At 63.4% G+C, this 19654-nt stretch carries 17 protein-coding genes; 10 read left to right on the top strand and 7 right to left on the bottom strand.

Annotated features, from left to right (window positions below; translation table 11 throughout):
- Positions 1-25: 25 nt before the first annotated feature.
- On the bottom strand, positions 26-325 hold the full coding sequence (locus tag O3303_RS09065) for a hypothetical protein (protein WP_269561740.1): 300 nt from the start codon (positions 323-325) through the stop codon (positions 26-28).
- A 249-nt stretch (positions 326-574) separates the two neighbouring features.
- On the opposite strand from O3303_RS09065, the gene O3303_RS09070 reads away from it, so the two are divergent.
- The 4 genes from O3303_RS09070 (at position 575) to O3303_RS09085 (ending at position 4117) form a co-directional block, all read left to right on the top strand.
- Complete coding sequence (locus O3303_RS09070) at positions 575-1708, top strand: MBL fold metallo-hydrolase (protein WP_269561741.1); 1134 nt, start codon at positions 575-577, stop codon at positions 1706-1708.
- 122 nt (positions 1709-1830) lie between these two features.
- Positions 1831-2280, top strand: a complete 450-nt coding sequence (locus tag O3303_RS09075; protein ID WP_269561742.1) for a GNAT family N-acetyltransferase — start codon at positions 1831-1833, stop codon at positions 2278-2280.
- 132 nt (positions 2281-2412) lie between these two features.
- Positions 2413-3717: a PAS domain-containing protein gene (locus O3303_RS09080; RefSeq protein WP_269561743.1), complete on the top strand. Its 1305-nt coding sequence runs from the start codon at positions 2413-2415 to the stop codon at positions 3715-3717.
- A gap of 46 nt (positions 3718-3763) precedes the next feature.
- Positions 3764-4117 carry a hypothetical protein gene (locus O3303_RS09085; protein ID WP_269561744.1) on the top strand — a complete coding sequence of 118 codons (354 nt, stop codon included), beginning with the start codon at positions 3764-3766 and terminating at the stop codon, positions 4115-4117.
- 68 nt (positions 4118-4185) lie between these two features.
- On the opposite strand, the gene O3303_RS09090 is transcribed toward O3303_RS09085, so the two are convergent.
- Positions 4186-5733 carry a glycosyltransferase family 39 protein gene (locus O3303_RS09090; RefSeq protein ID WP_269561745.1) on the bottom strand — a complete coding sequence of 516 codons (1548 nt, stop codon included), beginning with the start codon at positions 5731-5733 and terminating at the stop codon, positions 4186-4188.
- Between the two features lie 45 nt (positions 5734-5778).
- Positions 5779-6024, bottom strand: a complete 246-nt coding sequence (locus O3303_RS09095) for a hypothetical protein (RefSeq protein WP_269561746.1) — start codon at positions 6022-6024, stop codon at positions 5779-5781.
- A 215-nt stretch (positions 6025-6239) separates the two neighbouring features.
- Between O3303_RS09095 and O3303_RS09100 the strand changes: the two genes are divergently transcribed.
- The gene (locus O3303_RS09100; protein ID WP_269561747.1) at positions 6240-7586 is read left to right on the top strand and encodes a YfcC family protein; all 1347 of its coding nucleotides are present in this window, start codon (positions 6240-6242) and stop codon (positions 7584-7586) included.
- Positions 7587-7787: 201 nt separating this feature from the next.
- Here the strand turns inward: O3303_RS09100 and O3303_RS09105 are convergent, their stop codons facing one another.
- From O3303_RS09105 to O3303_RS09115, 3 genes are all read right to left on the bottom strand, one after another.
- Positions 7788-8198: a DUF6960 family protein gene (locus tag O3303_RS09105; RefSeq protein ID WP_269561748.1), complete on the bottom strand. Its 411-nt coding sequence runs from the start codon at positions 8196-8198 to the stop codon at positions 7788-7790.
- Positions 8199-8332: 134 nt separating this feature from the next.
- Positions 8333-10909 (bottom strand): T9SS type A sorting domain-containing protein, encoded by a 2577-nt coding sequence (locus O3303_RS09110; protein WP_269561749.1) that lies wholly within the window; start codon positions 10907-10909, stop codon positions 8333-8335.
- Between the two features lie 340 nt (positions 10910-11249).
- Entirely contained in the window at positions 11250-11915 is a 666-nt protein-coding gene (locus O3303_RS09115; protein WP_269561750.1) for a hypothetical protein, read from the bottom strand.
- Positions 11916-12099: 184 nt separating this feature from the next.
- Between O3303_RS09115 and O3303_RS09120 the strand changes: the two genes are divergently transcribed.
- Together O3303_RS09120 and O3303_RS09125 are read left to right on the top strand one after the other, a co-directional pair.
- Positions 12100-13923 carry an alpha-amylase family glycosyl hydrolase gene (locus O3303_RS09120; protein ID WP_269561751.1) on the top strand — a complete coding sequence of 608 codons (1824 nt, stop codon included), beginning with the start codon at positions 12100-12102 and terminating at the stop codon, positions 13921-13923.
- Between the two features lie 139 nt (positions 13924-14062).
- Positions 14063-15901 carry a glycosyltransferase gene (locus O3303_RS09125; protein ID WP_269561752.1) on the top strand — a complete coding sequence of 613 codons (1839 nt, stop codon included), beginning with the start codon at positions 14063-14065 and terminating at the stop codon, positions 15899-15901.
- 181 nt (positions 15902-16082) lie between these two features.
- Here the strand turns inward: O3303_RS09125 and O3303_RS09130 are convergent, their stop codons facing one another.
- Positions 16083-17102, bottom strand: coding sequence for a fasciclin domain-containing protein (locus tag O3303_RS09130; RefSeq protein WP_269561753.1), 1020 nt, complete (start codon positions 17100-17102; stop codon positions 16083-16085).
- Between the two features lie 132 nt (positions 17103-17234).
- On the opposite strand from O3303_RS09130, the gene O3303_RS09135 reads away from it, so the two are divergent.
- The 3 genes from O3303_RS09135 (at position 17235) to O3303_RS09145 (ending at position 19611) form a co-directional block, all read left to right on the top strand.
- A complete protein-coding gene (locus O3303_RS09135; protein ID WP_269561754.1) occupies positions 17235-18080 on the top strand; it encodes a DUF4198 domain-containing protein in 846 nt (281 codons plus the stop codon).
- Between the two features lie 102 nt (positions 18081-18182).
- The gene (locus O3303_RS09140; RefSeq protein WP_044002696.1) at positions 18183-18557 is read left to right on the top strand and encodes an STAS domain-containing protein; all 375 of its coding nucleotides are present in this window, start codon (positions 18183-18185) and stop codon (positions 18555-18557) included.
- A 136-nt stretch (positions 18558-18693) separates the two neighbouring features.
- A complete protein-coding gene (locus O3303_RS09145) occupies positions 18694-19611 on the top strand; it encodes a ribonuclease Z (protein ID WP_269561756.1) in 918 nt (305 codons plus the stop codon).
- Positions 19612-19654 lie beyond the last annotated feature (43 nt).

Here is a 19654-nt window from a genome sequence, read left to right on the forward strand (position 1 = left end):
ACCTGCCGACGGCTGCCACTCGCACCTACCGAATCACCCGGAAAATCAGCAGCAGAATAATCCCCACGATGCCTACCAGCGCGGCCAGAAACAGGTAGTCGGCGAGGCGCTCGGCCCGCTGCTCTTTGGCGCGGTCGGTAGTTCGGATGGAGAGGAACGACAGCAGGCACGAAAACGCGAACAGCAGCGCGATGAGCGAGGTGAATTCGTCGATGAGGCTGCTGGTGGCGCTGTTGGTGATGTGCAGCGAGGTGATGACGAACAGGCAAAACCCCAGCAGATTGGCAGCCGTGGGCAGGATGTGTTGCGACGTGGTGTTGGCCATAGAGTGGCAATCTGGGGTTTTTGCGGAGTATTTCCGTGCGGGTCTGCCGTTGCCCCGGTCCGACGGCGGCAGCCGGCCGGCCGGGTGCCAGCCGCGCCACCTGCGCGGGGCCGCTGCCCCGTCAGCACGCGGCAACCGGTCGGACGCCTGTGGCGTCGGACCGGGAGATTCCGGGCGTAAAATATTCCGGCGGCTCGTCCGACTACCCCGTGGGCGGCCACGGGCGCCGCTTCCCCGTATTCTGTGCGTATGCGTATTTCCTGGAAACTGATTGGGCGGCTAACCGCCAGTATTGTGGTGCTGCTGCTGGTGGCGGGCGTGGCCTTCGCCAACCTAAGCCCGCAGCTGGGCGGCTCGCCCACCAAGGCCCAAAAGGCCGCCTACGCGCAGTCGGGGCACTATTCCGACGGTGAGTTCCGCAACCTCATCCCTACTGAGCTGATGACTGGTGGCGGCAGCACGTTTTCGGCGCTGTGGAAGTTCGTGTTCGGGAGCAAGCCCGACAACGTGCAGCCGCCCGCGCCGCTGCCCACCCGCCCGCTCGACTCGCTGAGCATCGTCCGCAAGCCGGCCGGACTGCTGCGCGCCACCTGGTTCGGGCACTCGGCCAGCCTGGTGGAAATAGCCGGCAAAAACATCCTCTTCGACCCCATGCTGAGCGTGAAAATGGGCCCGCTGAGCTGGGTGACGCCCCAACGCTACAACCAAAACCTGGCCATCACGGCCGAGCAGCTGCCGGCTATCGACGCGGTGCTGATTTCGCACGACCACTACGACCACCTCGACTACGAAACCATCCGCAAGCTGCGCGATAAGGTGGCCGGCTTCTACGTGCCGCTGGGCGTGGGCGCGCACCTGCTGGCCTGGGGCGTGGAGCCAGCCCGCGTGCACGAGCTGGACTGGAACGACTCGGTGCGGCTGCCCGGCGGCCTCACCATCATCAGCACCCCGGCGCGCCACTTTTCGGGCCGGGGCCTCACCAACCGCAACTCCACGTCCTGGAGCTCCTGGGTGCTGAAAACCCCTTCCCAGCGCGTGTTCTACAGCGGCGACGGCGGCTACGGCCCGCATTTCAAAACCATCGGCCAGCAGCACGGCCCCTTCGACCTGGCCCTGATGGAGTGCGGCCAGTACGACGACCAGTGGGCCCAGATTCATATGCGCCCCGAGCAGACCGTGCAGGCCACGCTGGACGTGCGCGGCCGGGTGCTGCTGCCGGTGCACTGGGGCGCTTTCACGGAGGCCAACCACGCCTGGAACGAGCCCGTGCGCCGCGCCGCCGCCGAAGCCGCCCGCCTGCTGCTGCCTATCACCACGCCCGAGCTGGGCCAGCCCGTGACACCCGGCGCAGGTCCGCTGCCGCAGGTGCAGTGGTGGAAATAAGGTAGCATAGGCTTTAGCCTGTGCCGGATAAACAACCGCCAGCTTATATGCCGGGCGCTCATAGCTGGCCGTTCCCGACACGGCACCAGCTGAAGCTTATGCTACCTTTCTACCTTTGCCCCATGACCCTTACCTGGACCACCCTCCCCTTCGACCTGCTTTCCGTGCCCCAACTCTACGCCCTGCTGCAGCTGCGCAGTGAGGTGTTTGTAGTAGAGCAGACCTGCGCCTTCCAGGACATCGACGGGCAGGACCAGGCGGCCACGCACCTGCTGGGCTACACCGAAACCGGCGAGCTGGCCGCCTACGCCCGCCTGTTCGGGGCCGGCATCAGCTACCCCGAGGCCAGCATCGGGCGGGTGGTCGTCAGCCCGAAGTTCCGGCGCTACGGGCTGGGCCGCGAGTTGCTGCACCAGTCCATCGGGGCCGTAGAGCAGCTGTTCGGGCCCCAGCCTATCCAGATTGGGGCGCAGCTGTATCTGCAGGCGTTTTATGAAAGCTTCGGGTTCCTGCAAATCGGCGAAGGCTACTTGGAAGACGGCATTCCGCACATCCACATGGTGCGCGCTTAAGGCCGCAGGGCGCACCTGCTTTCGGCTCCGACGGCGCTTTTTTTCCGCCTGATTCACGGCTATCTTTGCTGGCCTGCCGCACCGCCCGGGCGCCGGTTTCGTCTGATTGTGTTCCTTACTTCTGCCTGCTGCATGGCCTCTGCTATTCCAGTTGCTTACCACTCGCTGTTTCGGTCCCTGCCGGAGAACTTCCTGCTCATCGGGGCCGATGCGGCAGCCACCATCATCGACAACACCGACAGCCACGTAGCCGTGTCGATGCAGAAGCGGGAAAACGTGGTGGGCAAGCCCTTCTTCGAAGCCTTTCCGGCTACTGATGCCGCTTCGGCAGCCATTATCCAGACCTCGCACAACCACGTCCGGCAGCACCTGGAGCCACACGTCATGCCCCTGATCCGGTATGATCTGGAGCAGTCGGCCGAACAGGGCGGTGGCCTGCAGGAGCTGTACTGGCAGGCCACGCACTACCCGATTCTGGACGAGCAGGGCCAGTTGCAGTTTATTCTGCAACGCACCCAGGACGTAACCGAGCAGCACCTGACGGCCCTGGAAGCTACCCGCGTAGCCCGGGAACTGGCCGAAACCCAGCAGCGCAACACTTTCATCCTGGAAAACCTGCCGGTGATGGTGTGGACCACCCGTCCCGACGGCACCCCCGACTACTACAACCCACGCTGGGAGTCGTTCACGGGCGTAAGCCTGTCTCCCAACGGCGAATGGCAGGAGACGCCCGGCCTGGTTCATCCCGACGATGCCGCGCGCATGGCTACGGAAGTAGCCCAGGCCATTGCGGCAGGCCATGAGTACCAGCTGGAGTTCCGGCTGCGCCGCCACGACGGCCAGTACCGCTGGGTGCTGGCCCGCAACGTGCCCCGCCACAACGAGCAGGGCGAGTTGACGATGTGGGTTGGCAGCGGCACCGACATCCACGATCAGAAAATGTTGGTGCAGGAGCTGCTCGAAACCAACGAGCAGCAGGCGTTGCTGTCGGAGCAGGCCTACCAGGCTCAGCGCCAGACCCAGCGCCAGCGCGAAAGCCTCTACGACCTGTTTATGCAGGCGCCAGCGCTGATTGCCATTGCCCGCGGCCCCGAGCACCGGCACGAGTTCGTGAACCCGCCCTACCAGGCCCTGTTTCCGGACCGGGAGCTGCTGGGCCGGAGCGTGGCCGAGGTGATTCCGGAAGCGGAGCGCCAGGGATTTACTGCTATTCTTGACCGGGTCTATCAGTCGGGCGAGCCGTTTTTCGGGCCGGAGATGCCGTTTTCCGTGCTCGATCCGCAGACCGGCCGGCAAACCGAGCGGATCTTCAACGTGACGTACCAGCCGGTGCGCGAAAACGGGCAGATTGTGGGCATTTCGCAGTTTTCCTACGATGTAACCGAACTGGTGCTGGCGCGCCGGGCACTGGCTGAAAGCCGCCCTGGCGCTCAGTAACACGGTTTCGCATCAGCATTCGGACTTCTACTTCCTCACGGTCGCAATGGACATAACCAACCTCGATTTTCAGCAGGCCCGCATCAAGCAGGTGCTGTTCAAGTCGCGCCTGCGTTCCGTACTATATGGGGTGCGGGAGGCCGATGATGCCCTGTTTTCGATGCGTGAAAACCCGCTGGGCGAGTGGCTCAACACCGTTGTGAAGCCCAAATACAGCACCTACCCCGAGGTGCGCGAGATTGAGCGAGTGCTGCAGCAGATGCTGATGGCCGGGCAGTCGTTGGTGCGCCAGTACCAGCGCGGCCAGCTCGAAGAGTCGCGCACCGGCCTGGAGCAGATTGATGGCTACGCCGAGCAGATTGTGGCGCTGTTGCAAAAGATGGAGCAGGCTTCCGCTTAGTTGCTGGTTATCAGTTGTCAGTTGTCAGTTGTCAGAATGAAAATGCGCTGGCAACTAACAACTGGCAACTACCTTAATCCGGCTTCCCAGGGCGCCAGCGCGGCCCGATGCTCAGCGTACACGCGGCGCAGCAGCACGGTATCGGGGCGCGTGACCAGGAACAGGCGGGTGCCCCGCTCCCGCGCAAACGGATTGGTGATTTCGCCTACCTGCCGAATGGACTGGCAGTGTGCGGCCACGCCGACGGGCTCGTCATCTTCTACCAGCAGCAAATACGGCCAGGGCTGCGCGGGGCGCGCCGGAAACCAGTATAGATAAGACCCATTGAAGCTGTGGGCGGCAGGCAGCGGGCGGTGGCGGTTGAAGTAGTTGATGGCGCCGGCCTGGCCATAGTTGTCGCACTTGATGAGGGTACGGGCGCGGGTGGGGGCGGGCAGCGTCTGGTACACCAGCCACACCTGGTCGGCCAGCTCCTGCCAGCCCAGCATGTCGGCGTAGTCCTGGGGCAGCACGTGCTCCAGGCCGTCTTCCCAGCGGGTGAGGCCCAGGCCTTGGTAGTTCTGGCCGATGCGGCGCATGTAGGCCGGTGGGTAGAGCGTGAACAGAAACGGCAGCAGCGGCAGCATGGTCAGCACGGGCAGGGCCAGCAGCGCTAGCCGCCACGCGCGCGGGTGCCAGCGGCGCGCCACCCACTGCTCCAGCCACACCGCCCCAAAGGGCAGCAGCACCGGGTAGTAGCCGAGGCTGTAGTAGCTTTTGCCGTGCAGCACCGTTAGAATCAGTAAACCCGCCACCCACAGCCAGCCCACCGCCCGAAACCGCCGGAACTGGTGCGTCAGCAGCAGCGCCAGCAGCCCCGCACCCCACACCCACACCACCGGAAAGCACATCAGCAACTGGTCTTTCCAGAAACCAGCCGCCGACACGTGCACCAGCTGCGAGTCGTGGAGCAAGGCCATGTGGTGCCGGAACGGAACGCCATGCAGCAGCTGCCACCCCAGATTCGGGAGCCAGAGCAGCAACGCCAGCGCGGCCCCGCCCCACAGGTGGCGGCCGACCAGCAGATGCCGCTGGGGCGACAGCAGCAACGCCACGCCCAGCGCCGCCCCGTAGAACAACGTGGTGTATTTGTTGAGCATGCCCAGCCCCAGGGTCGCCCCCAGCGCGTAGAGGTAGCCGGGCCGGTGGGTTTGCAGGTGCCGTACCAGCGCGTAGCTAGCCGCCGTGAAAGCCAGCACCTCAAATGAGTTAGGCTGAAACAGGAAGTTGAGCCGCGCATACGCCGCCACCATGTAGCCGAGGCTAGCCAGCGCCACGGCCCAGATGCCACCACCCAGTTTCATGACCAGCCGCCCCAGCAGCAGCACCGTGAGGCTGCCCCACAGAATCGGCCAGAACTTCACCCAGAACCAGCCGCCGCCCAGCGCCAGCGTGAGCCAGCTTTGCAGAGCCGTGAACGGCGGCACCTCCAGGTAGCCCCAGGCTAGGTGCTGCCCATAATTGAGGTAGAGATACTCGTCGCGGTGCAGCTCGTAGGCACGGCTGGCCAGCACGTAGCCCGACACGAACTTCAGCAAGGCCAGCAACGGCGGCAGCAAACGGCGGGAAGGTTTCATCCCTCAATATAACTTACTGATAACCGGCAGTCTACCGCACGGCTTCTACAGCGGCTGCGGCAGCCGGATGTGGCGCAGATACTCGCTCAGGCCGGCGGGGTGCTGAAACAGGTGGATGAACAGCAGGTGGTCTTCGCCCTGCACACGCCACTCTTCGGCGTAGAAGTCGCCGAGCGCCAGCAGGCGCAGCACGAAGCTGTCTTCGCGCCGCTCGGCCAGGAAGTGGCCGTGCCGCCGGAGCAGATCGGCCTGTTGGCCCATCGGGAGCTTTTTGAAGACGCGCAGATTCATGTGGTGCCAGGCAAACCCGAAGATACGAAGATGGGGGGAGGCGGTGATGGTGTGAGAACGTCATTCCGAGTGCAGCGAGGAATCTCGCGTGCTGACGTTGCAACGGTGCTCAGGCATCAGCACGCGAGATGCCGCGGCTGCGCTTATGCATGAAGTTCTCACTTCATCCCCCCATCACCTCATTACTTCATCACCTGCCACCCTACCTTCGCGGCATGAAAACGATACGCTTCCCTCATCCGCTGGTGCTACTGGTGGGGTTTATTCTGCTGGCTTGCCTGCTGAGCTACGTGCTGCCAACTGGCGTCTTCGACCGCCACCCCGATGCCGCCACCGGCCGCGACGTGGTAGTGGCCGGCTCCTACCACCGCGTGCCCGCCACGCCTGTCAGCCCGCTGCAGGCCATCGTGGATATTCCCAAGGGCATGGTGGATGCCGCCTCTGTCATTTTTCTGGTGTTTCTGGCCGGCGGCGCCTTCACGGTAGTCGACCAGACCGGCGCCCTGCGCAGCGGCGTCGATTGGCTGCTACGCCGGTTTCAGGGGCGCGAGGCCGTCGTGATTCCCATCATTTCGGTGCTATTTGCCACCATGGGCGCCCTCGAAAACATGCAGGAGGAGATAGTACCGCTCATTCCGGTGCTCCTGATTCTGATGCGGCGCATCGGCTACCCGGCCCTCACGGCGGCGGCCGTCAGCATTGGCTCGGCGGCGGTGGGTGCGGCGTTCAGCCCCCTGAACCCTTTTCAGGTAGGCATTGCCCAGAAGCTGGCGCTGCTGCCGCTGCTCTCCGGCGGGGGCTTCCGGCTGGCGTTTCTGGTGCTGGCCTTGGCCATCTGGATTGCGGGCACTGTGCGCTACGCCCTGCGCCACCGCGTAGCGCCCGAAACCAGCGCCGCCGCTGACCCGACCGCGCTGGCGGAAGGCCGCAACCACGGCTTGGTGCTGCTGCTGTTGCTGGCGGCCTTCGCCTTCTTCGCCTACGGCGTGCTCAAGCTGGGCTGGGATTTTGAGCAGATGGCGGCCCTATTTTTCGGGCTGGGCGTAGTGGCCGGCCTGGTGGGTGGCCTGGGCCTCACGGGTACCGCTGAAGGCTTCCTGGCCGGCTTCCGCGACATTGCCTTCTCGGCGCTGCTCATCGGGTTTGCCCGCGCCATTTTCGTGGTGCTGGAGCAGGGCCAAATCGTGGATACCATCGTCAATGCGCTGTCGGCGCCGCTGGCAGGTTTGCCGGTTACGCTTTCGGCGCTGGGCATGATGGGGGTGCACACCGCCCTGCACCTACCGGTGCCCAGCGTGAGCGGCCAGGCCGTGCTCACCATGCCGCTGCTGGTGCCCCTCTCCGACCTCATCGGCCTCTCACGCCAGGTTACGGTGCTGGCCTACCAGTACGGTGCCGGCCTCTGCGAGCTGATTACACCCACCAATGGCGCCCTCATGGCCATCGTGGCGGCCTGCGGCGTGCGGTTTGATGAGTGGTGGAAATTCGTGCTGCCGCTCTACCTGCTGCTGCTGGCCCTGGGCGCCACCGCCGTGATGGTGGGCATTGCCGTGGGGATATAGCGGCCGCACTTTCATTGCCAACGGAGCGAAGCAATCCTTCCTCTCGTGGCAGACATTTTCCTTACAGCAAAGCCCTCCGGCATTAGTGTACTACACTACTGCCGGAGGGCTTTCTGCTTAGGGTAGCTTAGAGCTCAGAGAGGAAGGATTGCTTCGTCGTGCCTCCTCGCAATGACAATGGCCGCAATGACAGCAACTCACTCAATCCGGCCGGAGCTCGTCAGCGCGGAAAATGCGGGGGAGCTTGCGCTTACGCTCCACAATCTGGTAGCTGGCGGTGTCGGTCTGATCATCCCAGAACACGTCGCTCACCACGCCGAAGTGGCGGTAGCGGCCGGGTTCGGGCTGCACTTCCTCCACGGCGTCGCCGAAGCTGAAGGCCGGCCGGCGCAGGTGCAGCTCCCGGAACAGCTCGGGCCGCACCAGAAACTGCTGCTCATCGTAGCGCAGCGTAATCCACTCGCCGTCTTCGTCTTCGGCAATTTTCTCGAACAGCTTGCCCACCGGTTCCAGCCACTCAAACGAGCGGCGGTTGGCGGGATGAATGTAGCGGAAGCCGAAGTCGGGCGTCCAGGGGTACAGGCCGTAGATGACGGGTTTGGGTCGGGGCACTTGTAGAGAATGAAAGGCTGATTGGGTACCGAATGAACAACCGTCCAAAGGTAAAGGCTCCCGGACAATCACCCCACGCCCCTGATTTCTCTTCGCCTGCATCCACCCGCCAACCCGAAACCTGCTCTGCGCGCTTAGTTTTTCACCACCCGCCGCACAAACGTACCGCCGGCAGCGTAGCGCACTTTCAGCACGTAGGCCCCGGCGGGCAGCGCGGCAATATCCAGGCTCAGCGTTGCCTCATTCACCGAAACCGGCCGGCTCATCACCACGCGGCCCAGGGCGTCGTGCAACGCTACCTGTTCGGGGCGGCTGGTGGCGTCGAGGCGCAGGTGAAGCTGGTCGTGCGCCGGCACTGGCCACGCCTCGGTGCGCGGCGCCTGCCGCGAGGTGCCGGCGTTCAGCACGTTGGCATCGAGCAGACGAGCCAGTGCGTAGTTGGGCTGGCTGCTGCCCACGGGCGAAAACTGTCCGCCCACCAGCAGGGCGCCGTCGGGCTGCACGGCCAGTGCCAGCACCAGATCATCCGGGCCCAGGGGCTGGTTGAACGCGGCATCGGTGCTGCCATCGGGCAGCAGGCGCGCCAGGCCCGAAGACGCCGCGTTGGAGCTGAAGATTGTTCCCCCGACCAGAATGCGGTTATTCGGCTGAATTACTGCCGTGCTCAGAACAATGATATTGCCCGCAAGGGCGGCGTTGAAGGTGGGGTCGGGGATGCCGGTGGCAGACAACCGGGCCACCGAGCTGGTCGAAATGCCCCCCAGCTGATCGAAATAGCCAAACACCAGCAGTCGGCCATCGGGGTAGCGGCGCAGGCCGTTGATGGCAAAGGACTGGCTGCCCGACGCCACGGCCGCAAAGGACGGGTCGGTGCTGCCGTTGGGGAGCAGCCGCTGCACTACCGGGTTCTGGTAGCTGCCCACCACAATGCGGCCATCGGGCTGCACCAGCAGGGCCGTTGGGCTGAAGTTGGCAGGCGGCTGAAACGAATTGTCGATACTGCCATTGGGCAGCAGCCGCTGAAACGAGCGAAACGTAGGGCCGGAGCTGCCCGACACCGTCAGATTGCCGGCTACCAACACCCCACCATCAGGCTGCAGCGCCAGGTTGGTGATGGAGTTGGTATTTAAGCCTGCAATGCGCGTCAGCGGGGACACAAAGCCGGCGTCGCGCATGCCAGAGTTTTCCACCCGCACCAGCGACGTGACCGGCACGCCGTTGTAGGCAGAAAATTGGCCGGCCACCAGAGCTTTGCCATCGGGCTGCAGCACCACCTCCGTCGGGTAGCCCTGCGTGATGGTGCTGGCGGCGGTGTACGCGGCATCCACACTGCCATTGGCCAGCAACCGGGCCAGGCCGCGCGCGGTACTACCGTTGATTTCAGAAAAAGCCCCCACTACCAGCAGTTTCCCGTCGGGCTGCTGCGCAAAGTCTTCGACCCGCCCGGCCGTCTGCAGGACAGGGATGGGAAAGGTGGTATCGAGGGCACCCGTGGAAAGCAGCTGATTTACGCCGGCCGGCACCGCCGACGCCGGCCCGCCCAGCAACTGAGGCGCCCCACCGATAAGCACCTGCCCACCCGCCAGCAGCTGCAGCGAGTTCACGAAGGGGGTATTCTCGGGGATGGCAGCCACGTTCCAGGCAGGGTCAATAGCGCCGGTGGCCAGGAAGCGGAGCACGTAGCAGACCGGCGTCGGACCACTACTAAAAATTGCCAGAATTTTCCCGTCGGGCTGCACCAGCAGCGTAGCCGGCCCACCACTGAAGGCCGGTCTGACCCCGTAATTAGTGGGCACAAAGGTGTTGTCGAAGGCGCCCGTGGCGGTGAAGCGCACCAACGTCTGCGTTACGTTGGGCACCAGGTAGGTGCTATTGAACGTAGACGCCAGAATCCGGCCGTCGGGCTGCACGGCCACCGAGCCCACGAGGGCAGTAGCGGTGGTAACGGGCGCGAACGTCAGGTCGAGGGTACCGTCGGCGTTGAAGCGCGCCAGGCCGCTGCGAGCCCGCCCGGCGGCCGTCCGGAACGAGCCGCCTACTACCAGCTTGCCATCGGCGGGCTGGCGCGCCACTACCGGCCCAAAGCCGCTCAGCGTCAGGCCGCCGGCCGTATTGGCCACAAACGGCTGGTCGAGGCTGCCATCTTCGTTCAGGCGCAGGATACCGGCGGCGGCCTGCCCGGCGTAGCTGCTGAAGTTGCCGGCCACCACCACTTTCCCATCGGGCTGCACCAGCACCGACGTTACGCGGCTCATGGAGCTGGGCTGCACCCGAAACGCCGGGTCGGGCAGGCCCGACGGCAGCAGCCGCACCAGCCCGTAGTACACCTGCCCGTTCAGCGTAGCCGGCCCAGCCATCGTAACGAACACGCGCCCGGCCCCGGCGTCGGTGAGGCCCTGCGGCAGCCAGCTGTAGTCGGCGATGTTCAGCGCGAACGTCGCGTCGGGGGCGCCCGCCGCCGAGTAGCGCAGCAACGACTGCAGGGTTTTCACCCCGTCGGCCCGCACTAGGTCGCTGCCCAGCACCAGCCGCTCGCCGGTGCTGAGCTGCAGCGCCTGGATCGCCGTGGCGGGCTGGTAGATCTGCATGGGCCCGTAGCTGGCATCCACCTGGGTTTGGGCGCGGAGCCTGCCGAAGGGCAGTAGCAGCAGCCAGCACAACAGCCATACACGGGGCCGGGCCAATAATCGGGCAGTAAACATTGCATTCATAGGGTATTGGAAGTAAGGATGATGGATGAATCGTAGTGAAAGCCAGTGCTCTGGTATAATGCAGAGTCTGTATGCCCGCAAAAGGTGGTATTGCACTTCTAAAAAATCAGCAAACCGCTACTAGGCGCAGCAGAACTGCTTGCAGCAGCCAAACCGGTGCGCTTAGCGGCGTCAGGCCGTTTCTGACACTGCCACCGCTTTGCCGGGAAGTGGATGGACACCTTTCAGGCCGCGCTTTTAGGGAATAAAACATAGGCACTTAGTATTTATACAATAATCAAAAATTTGATGATCAATCAGTTGAAGTAAATCTAACTACTCAAGACTTGTGACTTGGTGCTTAGTGGATTCCACGCGCCGCGTGTGCCAGCAGCCGGTCGCGGTGCGCGGCGCCGTCGTGCACCTGCCCAAAGGACAACGGGTGCGGCTCGCCGGCCACCGTATGCACCACGGCGTCGGTTGCCCCGACGGGTTCCACGTGCGCTACCTGGTCCCAGCGGAAGGCAAACTGGCGGCGAAACGGGTGCAGCCGCCCGCTGAAGCCGGCTTCGTGCAGGTGCAGAAACCGCCGCCGGTGCAGCTGCGCCAGCCCGAAGGCCATCAGGCCATACCACACGGCCAACGCCCCGTACAGCCACGGCAGCACGTGCAGGCGGTGCACGCCCGTACGTAGGCCAGTTTCGTGGTGGCGGTGCCAGATGTGGTAGCCTTCCAAGGCCAATATACCGGCGGCGGCCAGCTCCAGCCAGGCTATTTTCTCGTGGTGGGCCACGCCGTGGCGCCGCAATTGCCGCAGCTCGCGCAGCAGTAGCAGCACGTAGGCGGCGCCCACGGCCACTTCCAGCACCAGCAGCGGCGTCAGCGTTTCCTCGCCCGCCAGCACGTCCCACAAACCGCTGAACAGGATTAACGCGGGCAGCAGATGAGAAAATCCGCGCAGCCGCTCAATCCGGCCCCGGTTTTTATGATAGAGCGTAACCGGACCGGAAGTGCTGGCAGTGTTCATGGGCACTAAGCACGCATTTTTTCAGCATTCCGCCAGCGGGTTCCGCCCTGGCCATCCGGCACTCTATATGGCGCCTTAGCTACTTACCATCAATCATTTACAACCCATCATATAACCCCAGATCTATTTATAGAGTTTAACCCCAGCACTCTCCCCTGCTGTGCTGATTCCTTTCCTGCTTATCATGTCTACTATTTCTTCTTCGCCTACCTCCACTCCCACGCTGCAAGTTGGCATGGGCGCGCTTCCACACGAACACGGCACCACCTTCCGCGTTTGGGCTCCGGCCGCTACCGCCGTTTCGGTGGTGGGGCCTCTCAACGATTGGGATGTCACTACGCACCCGCTGCAGCACGAAGCCGACGGCTACTGGGCCGCCGATTTCCTGGATCTGCCGGCCGGCACCGAGTACAAGTTCGAGCTGACCACGCCCACCGGCCAGCTCCGCAAAAACGACCCCTACGCCCGCCAGGTGACGCACTCGGCCGGCAACTCCATCGTGCCCGACCACGGCTTCGACTGGGAAGACGACCATTTTGAAATGCCAGCCTGGAACTCGCTGGTGATCTACGAGCTGCACGTGGGCACCTTCAACGTGAAAAACCCCGAGCAGCCCGGCACCTTCCTCGACGTGATTGAGAAGCTGGACTACCTGCGCGAGCTGGGCATCAACGCAATTGAAATCATGCCGCCCACCGAGTTTCCGGGCGGCCGCAGCTGGGGCTACAACCCCTCGCACCCGTTTGCGCTGGAAACCGAGTACGGCGGGCCGCAGGCCTTTAAGGAGCTGGTGAAACAGGCCCACCGCCACGGAATTGCCGTGATTCTGGACGTGGTGTACAACCACTTCGGGCCCGGCGACCTGGACTTGTGGCAGTTTGACGGCTGGCAGGAAAACGACGGCGGCGGCATCTACTTCTACAACGACTGGCGCGCCGAAACGCCCTGGGGCCACAACCGCCCCGACTACGGCCGCGACGCCGTGCGGGCCTACATCCGCGACAACGCCCTGATGTGGCTGGAAGATTACCGCGTCGACGGCCTGCGCTGCGACTCCATCTCGCACATCCGCAACGTAGATGGTGCCTCCGACCCTTCCCGCGACCTGCCCGACGGCTGGAGCCTGATGAAATGGATCAACGAGGAAGTGCACCGGCACATGCCTTGGAAGATCATGATTGCCGAGGATCTGCAGGGCAATGAGTACATCACGCGGCGCCCCGAAGACGGCGGCCAGGGCTTCTCCAGCCAGTGGGATGCGGCCTTTGTCAACATCATCCGCGACGCGCTGGTGACGCCGAATGACGCCGACCGCGACATGCCCCACGTAGCCGAAACCCTCACCGGCGTGTACAACGGCGACGCCTTCCAGCGCATTATCTACACCGAAAGCCACGACGAGGTGGCCAACGGCAAGAGCCGCGTGACCGAGGAAATCATGCCCGGCGACGCGCACACCTGGTTTCCGAAGAAGCGCGCCACGCTCGGCGCGGCGCTAGTGTTCACGGCGCCCGGCATCCCGATGATGTTTCAGGGCCAGGAGATGCTGGCCGACGGCTACTTCTCCGACGACCTGCCGCTGCAGTGGGAGCACGCCGAGCAGCACCCCGGCCTCGTGCACCTCTACCGCGACCTGATTAAGCTGCGCCGCAACCTGGCCGGCCACACCCGCGGCCTGCTGGGCCAGCACACCGAGGTGCATCACCTCAACAACGATGACAAAACGCTGGCCTTCATCCGCCGCGACCAGTCCGGCCCCGGCGACACCACCGTGGTGCTCTGCAACTTCGCCGACCACTCGCACGAGAACTACACCATCGGGCTGCCCCGCGGCGGCACCTGGCGTGTGCGCTTCAACTCCGACTGGGCCGGCTACGACGAGGAGTTCGGCAACTTCGAGAGCCTCGACACGCTGGCCGAGCCCGGCATCTACGACGACCAGCCCTTCCACGCCTCGTTCGGGCTGGGCCCGTATTCGGTGCTGATTATCTCGCAGGAGCCGGGGTAGGCATAGGTTCGCGCAGAGGGCGCGGAGGTTGACGCAGAAGCCGCAGGGGTAGTTCTTCTGCGACTTCTGCGAAAACCTCCGCGCCCTCTGCGGGAAATGACGTTAAGGCCTATATCTTGCCCGCAAAACCCACCCCCCTATGCAAGTCCCCACCGCTGCCCCCGCCCCCCTCGCCCCCGATGCCCTGCTGGTAGAAGTGGCCTGGGAAGTCTGCAATCAGGTGGGCGGCATCTACACCGTTATCCGCAGCAAGGTGCCCGCCACCGTGCAAGGCTGGGACGACCGGTACTGCCTGCTGGGCCCCTACTTCCAGCAGCAGGCCCAGAGCGAGTTTGAGCCCTACGACGACTACCAGCTTTCCACCCTCAGCGACCCATTTGCCGGGGCCGTGCGCGAAATGCGCAGGCTCGGCTACGACGTGCACCTGGGCGTGTGGCTCGTGACGGGCCGCCCCCGGGTGGTGCTGATCAACCCTTACCAGGCGTATCCGCAGCTCGGCCAGATCAAGAGCGACCTGTGGCACCACCACGGCATCCCGACGCCCGACCACGACGATCTGCTGCATCAGGTGGAAGCCTTCGGGCACTTGGCCAAAATCTACCTGCAGATCCTGGCCGCCGAGGTGGTGCCACCGCAGCGGATTGTGGCCCACTTCCACGAGTGGATGACGGGCGTGGCCATTCCGGCGTTGCGCCGCGAGCAGACGCCGCTGCACATCGTGTTTACCACGCACGCCACGCTGCTAGGCCGCTACCTGGCCATGAACGACCCCAACTTCTACGAGCACCTGATGCTGGTAGATTGGGAAGCCGAGGCCAAGCGCTTCAACATCGAAACCGCCGTGCGCATTGAGCGCGCCGCCGCCCACGGCAGCCACGTTTTCACGACCGTGAGCGAGCTGACGGTGCGCGAGTGCATCTACCTGCTGGATAGGATTCCGGACGCGGTGCTGCCCAACGGCCTCAACATCGAGCGGTTTGTGGCGCTGCACGAGTTCCAGAACCTGCACCAGCAGTACAAGGCTAAGATTCACGAATTCGTGATGGCGCACTTCTTCCAGAGCTACTCGTTTGACCTGGACAAGACGCTCTACCTGTTCACGAGTGGCCGCTACGAGTACCACAACAAAGGCTTCGACCTGACGCTGGAGGCCCTGGCCCGCCTCAACTACCGCCTGCAGCAGAGCGGCTTGGAAGGCAATATTGTGATGTTCTTCATCACCAAGCGGCCGTTCCACAGCATCAATCCGCAGGTGCTGCAGAGCCGCGCTATTCTGGACGAGGTGCAGGAAACCTGCGAGGCCATTGAGCGGCAGGTGGGCGAGCGGCTGTTCTATGCCGCCGCCGGCAGCACCGACCATCGCCTGCCCGACCTCGACGCCCTCGTGGACGACTACTGGAAGCTGCGCTACCGCCGTACGCTGCAAAGCTGGAAAACCACCAGCCTGCCCCCAGTCATCACCCACAACCTCGTCGACGACGCCAACGACGACATCCTCAACTTTGTGCGGCAGGCTAACCTCGTCAACAACCAGCACGACCGGGTGAAAATCGTCTACCACCCCGACTTCGTGTCGCCTACTTCGCCCCTGTTTGGCATGGAATACGGCCAGTTTGTGCGGGGCTGCCACCTGGGCGTGTTTCCGAGCTACTACGAGCCCTGGGGCTACACCCCGCTGGAGTGCGTGGCGCGCGGCGTACCGGCCGTCACGTCGGACCTCTCCGGCTTCGGCGACTACGTGATGCAACACGTGCCCCAGCACGAGGAAAAGGGCATTTTCGTGGTGCAGCGCCAGGAAAAGAGCTTCGACGAGTCGGCGGAAGAACTGACTGAGATGATGTGGCAGTTTGTGCTGCTCAACCGCCGCGAGCGAATCATGCAGCGCAACAACGTGGAAAGCAACGCCGAAATCTTCGACTGGAAAAACCTGCGCGTGTACTACGACCGCGCCTACACGCTGGCCCTGGAGCGCAACTGATTGCCAGCGGCTCCTCTTACTGACTTGCTTTAAAGCCTGGCTTCCGTCAACGGAAGCCAGGCTTTTTTGCGTTGAAATTCACTGGCTGCATCTGGCCGAATTCTGCTAAGTGTATACGAAAAAAGTCCCGGCTGCGCAGTGCGCAGCCGGGACCGAAGCAACAGGCCGCAACCAGCCAAAATCAGGGCCGCAACACTTGGTCGATGACATGTACGACGCCGTTGGTAGCCAGCACGTTGGCCGCGGCAATATTGGCCGCTGTGCCGGTGCCGCCCCGCACCGTAAAGCTGGTGCCAGCAGCGGCCACCGTCACGGGGCCACCCAGCGTTGTGACGGTGCCGGCCGCCAGGTCAGACGAGAAAACGCGGCCTGTACTGATAACGTGGCGGGAAAGAATGGCCGTCAGGTCGGCATCCGACACCGAGCTGAGTGGAGCGGTGCCCAATAGCGCCCGGAAGGCGGCATCCGTAGGCGCAAATACCGTTACGTTGGCGCCCTGAGTGCCGGCTGCTGCCAGAATCGGGGCCGCGGCGGGGCGCTGCAAAGCCTGCAGCAGCAGCGTAAACTCCGGCGTAGCCGCACTGGCTCTGGATACCACAATGGCCGCAATGGTCTGGCTTGGTGGCATCAGCACGTTGTCGATGGCGTGGATGGTGCCATTGCTGGCTGCCACATCCGCCGTCACGACGCGTGTGCCGCCGTTGATAGATACGCCCGCTGCGTTTTTGGTCAGGTACAGCGTATTATCGTTGATAGTGGCCCCGCCAACCGTGCTAGCGGGCCGGGCGGTGGTGGCGCTGCTGCTACCGTTGGCAATGTCAGCTGCCTTCACATTGGCCCCGAGCACATGATAAAGCAGAATGCCTCGCAGCGTAGCTATCTGGCTGGCATCGGTGATGGCCGTGATGTTGGCCGCGTTGTTGAATGGCGCCGACAGCTTGGCGAAGGCGTCGTTGGTGGGCGCAAACACCGTGAACGGACCAGTGCCGCTGAGCGTGGTAGCCAGATCGGTTTTTGTGACGGCCGCTACCAACGTACTGAACGCGGGGTTGCCCTGCGCTACCTGCACGATATTCTGGGCCGGCGTGGCGGGAGCAGCATCATCGTCGCAGGAAGCCAGGCTGAAGCTGCCTGCTGCAAAGAGCCCCAGCAGCAGCGTACGAAACAAGGTCCAGACGTTAGGAAAGGTGGGTGTGTTCATGGCGTTGAACTTTTTAGGGTGGAAGCTTAAACAACATATGCAGTACCGACAGATTATACAGATGTTAGGAGGGGCCAAAATTTTGTAACTACCGCAGCACCTGTTACTTCACCAAGGCCCCATCTTTACCGGATGCGCTATTCGTTCCGTACTTACATCCGCCTTTGCCTGGTTGGCTGGACTTGCCTGCTGGCCGGCACCGCCCTCGCCCACGAGTTCTGGTTGCTGCCCACGCCCTTCTTCGTAGCGCCCGGCACCAGCCTGAATTTGCGGGTATTTGTGGGCGAAAACTTCAGCGGGGAGCGGTGGGCCGGCAAAAGCAGCCGCATCACGCAACTCACCCATTTCGCCCCCACCGGCCCCCACGACCTGCGGGCCGCCGCCACCACCGCCGACACGCTGCACGCCGCCGTGACGTTCCGGGAGCCGGGCACGCACTTGGTTGCGCTGGCCACCAACAACGCGTTTCTCACCCTCGACGCCAGCAAATTCAACTCCTACCTCAAGGAAGAAGGCCTCGACTATATATTGCTGGAACGGCAGAAGCGCGGCAGCCTCAACCAGCCCGGCCGCGAGGCCTACCGCCGCTGCGCCACCACGCTGGTGCAGGTCGGCACCCCCGCCGCCCTGGATACCGCCCGCGCCTGGAGCCGCCCCACTGGCCTGCCGCTGGAGCTGGTGCCCGAGCAAAATCCCTACACCCTCAAAGCCGGGGCTTCGCTCACGGTGCGCGTGCTGGCCGAGGGCCAGCCGCAGGCCGGCCAGCTGGTACAGATATGGCAGTGCAGCCCCGGCCAACCCGTGCGAATCAGCAAACTCTACAGTAACCAAAACGGCCGCGTGCTGTTTCGTTTAACCGGGGCCGGCCAATACCTGCTCAGCACCGTCAGAATGGTGCCTGCTACGCTGCCTGAGGCCGATTGGCAGAGCACTTGGGCGAGTCTCACATTTGGATTTCGGCCTCCTGCGGGGCGTTGACTCAAGTTTTTTTGAGAAATTGTTCAACTGCCGGGCGCACATTCAGCGAATCTTTTTTTTATTACCTTCGCAACTCTCTTACAACTCCGAACCACCGACGGTATGAAGTACTCAATTGATAAAAAGGAAACGTACACGATAATTACGATTGACGAGAAGAAGCTGGACACTACCGTGGCTCCCGATCTGAAATCGGAATTCGTGAAGCTGAATGCCGAAGGAATCAACAACCTGATTCTGGACCTCAGCAACGTAAAGTACACCGACTCATCGGGGTTGAGCTCTATTCTCATTGCCAATCGTCTCTGCAATTCCACTGGCGGCCTGCTGGTGCTCACTGGCCTGCAGGACCACGTAATGAAGCTCATTACCATCAGCAAGCTCGAATCAGTACTGCACATTCTGCCCACCGTGGAAGAAGGCATCGACCGGATTTTCCTGCACGCCATTGAGCGCGACCTGACCAGCAAAGAATAGCGTCTTTTCGGTCGTCAGTTGTTGGTTGTCAGTTGTCAGACTTTATTTAGCTGGCACCTGACAACCAATTTGCATTTCACAGCCTGCCCCCGGGAGCGGGCCCCTGACGACCACCCACTGCAAACAACCAACTCTCTTGGAGTTTGAGCTGAAAATTCTGGGCAGTGCTTCGGCCACCCCCTTCCTCGACCGCCACCACACGGCGCAGGTCCTGACGGTGGCCGGCAGTCAATATCTCATCGACTGTGGCGAAGGCACGCAGCGCCGCCTGATGGAGCACAAGATTCGGCACCAGCGCATCCGCACCGTCTTCATCAGCCACCTGCACGGCGACCATTTCTTCGGGCTGTTCGGGCTGCTGGGCACCATGCATCTCAACGGCCGCACCGAGCCGCTGCAGGTGTTCGGGCCGGCTGGCCTCGATGAGGTGCTTACCATGCAGTTCCGGCACTCCTACACCCAGCTCAGCTTCGAGCTCGACTTCACGGCCGTGGATACCACGCAGCACGCCCAGGTGTTCGAAGACAAGAACCTGACCGTGCATACGCTGCCCATGCGCCACCGCATTCCGTGCTGTGGCTACCTGTTTCGGGAGAAGCCCAAGCGCCGGCGCCTGCTGGCTTCCCGGCTGCCCAATGGCCTCACCCCGGCCCAGCTCACGGCCCTCACCCTCGGCGAGGATCTGCTGGATGAGCAGGGCCAGTTGCTGGTGGCCAACGCCGCCGTTACCGCCGAGCCCAAGCGCGCCCGCAGCTACGCCTTCTGCTCCGATACGATGTACACGGAGAGCCTGGCCGACCTCGTGCACGGCGTAGACCTGCTCTACCACGAGGCCACGTTTATGGACGATCTGCGGGAGCGGGCCGCCGTGACGCACCACTCCACGGCCCGGCAGGCCGGTCTGCTGGCACGGCGGGCCGAAGTACACCGCCTGCTCATCGGCCACTTCAGCAGCCGCTACCGCGACCTGGAGCCGCTGCTGAACGAGGCCAAAACCCAGTTTGAGTGGACGGAGCTGGCCGTGGAAGGCCTCACTATTTCGCTGGCCGAGTAGGCAAAACGTCATACAGAGGCGCAGCCGAAGCATGACGGCCATT

The sequence above is a fragment of the Hymenobacter canadensis genome (assembly GCF_027359925.1).
Classification (GTDB): Bacteria; Bacteroidota; Bacteroidia; order Cytophagales; family Hymenobacteraceae; genus Hymenobacter; species Hymenobacter canadensis.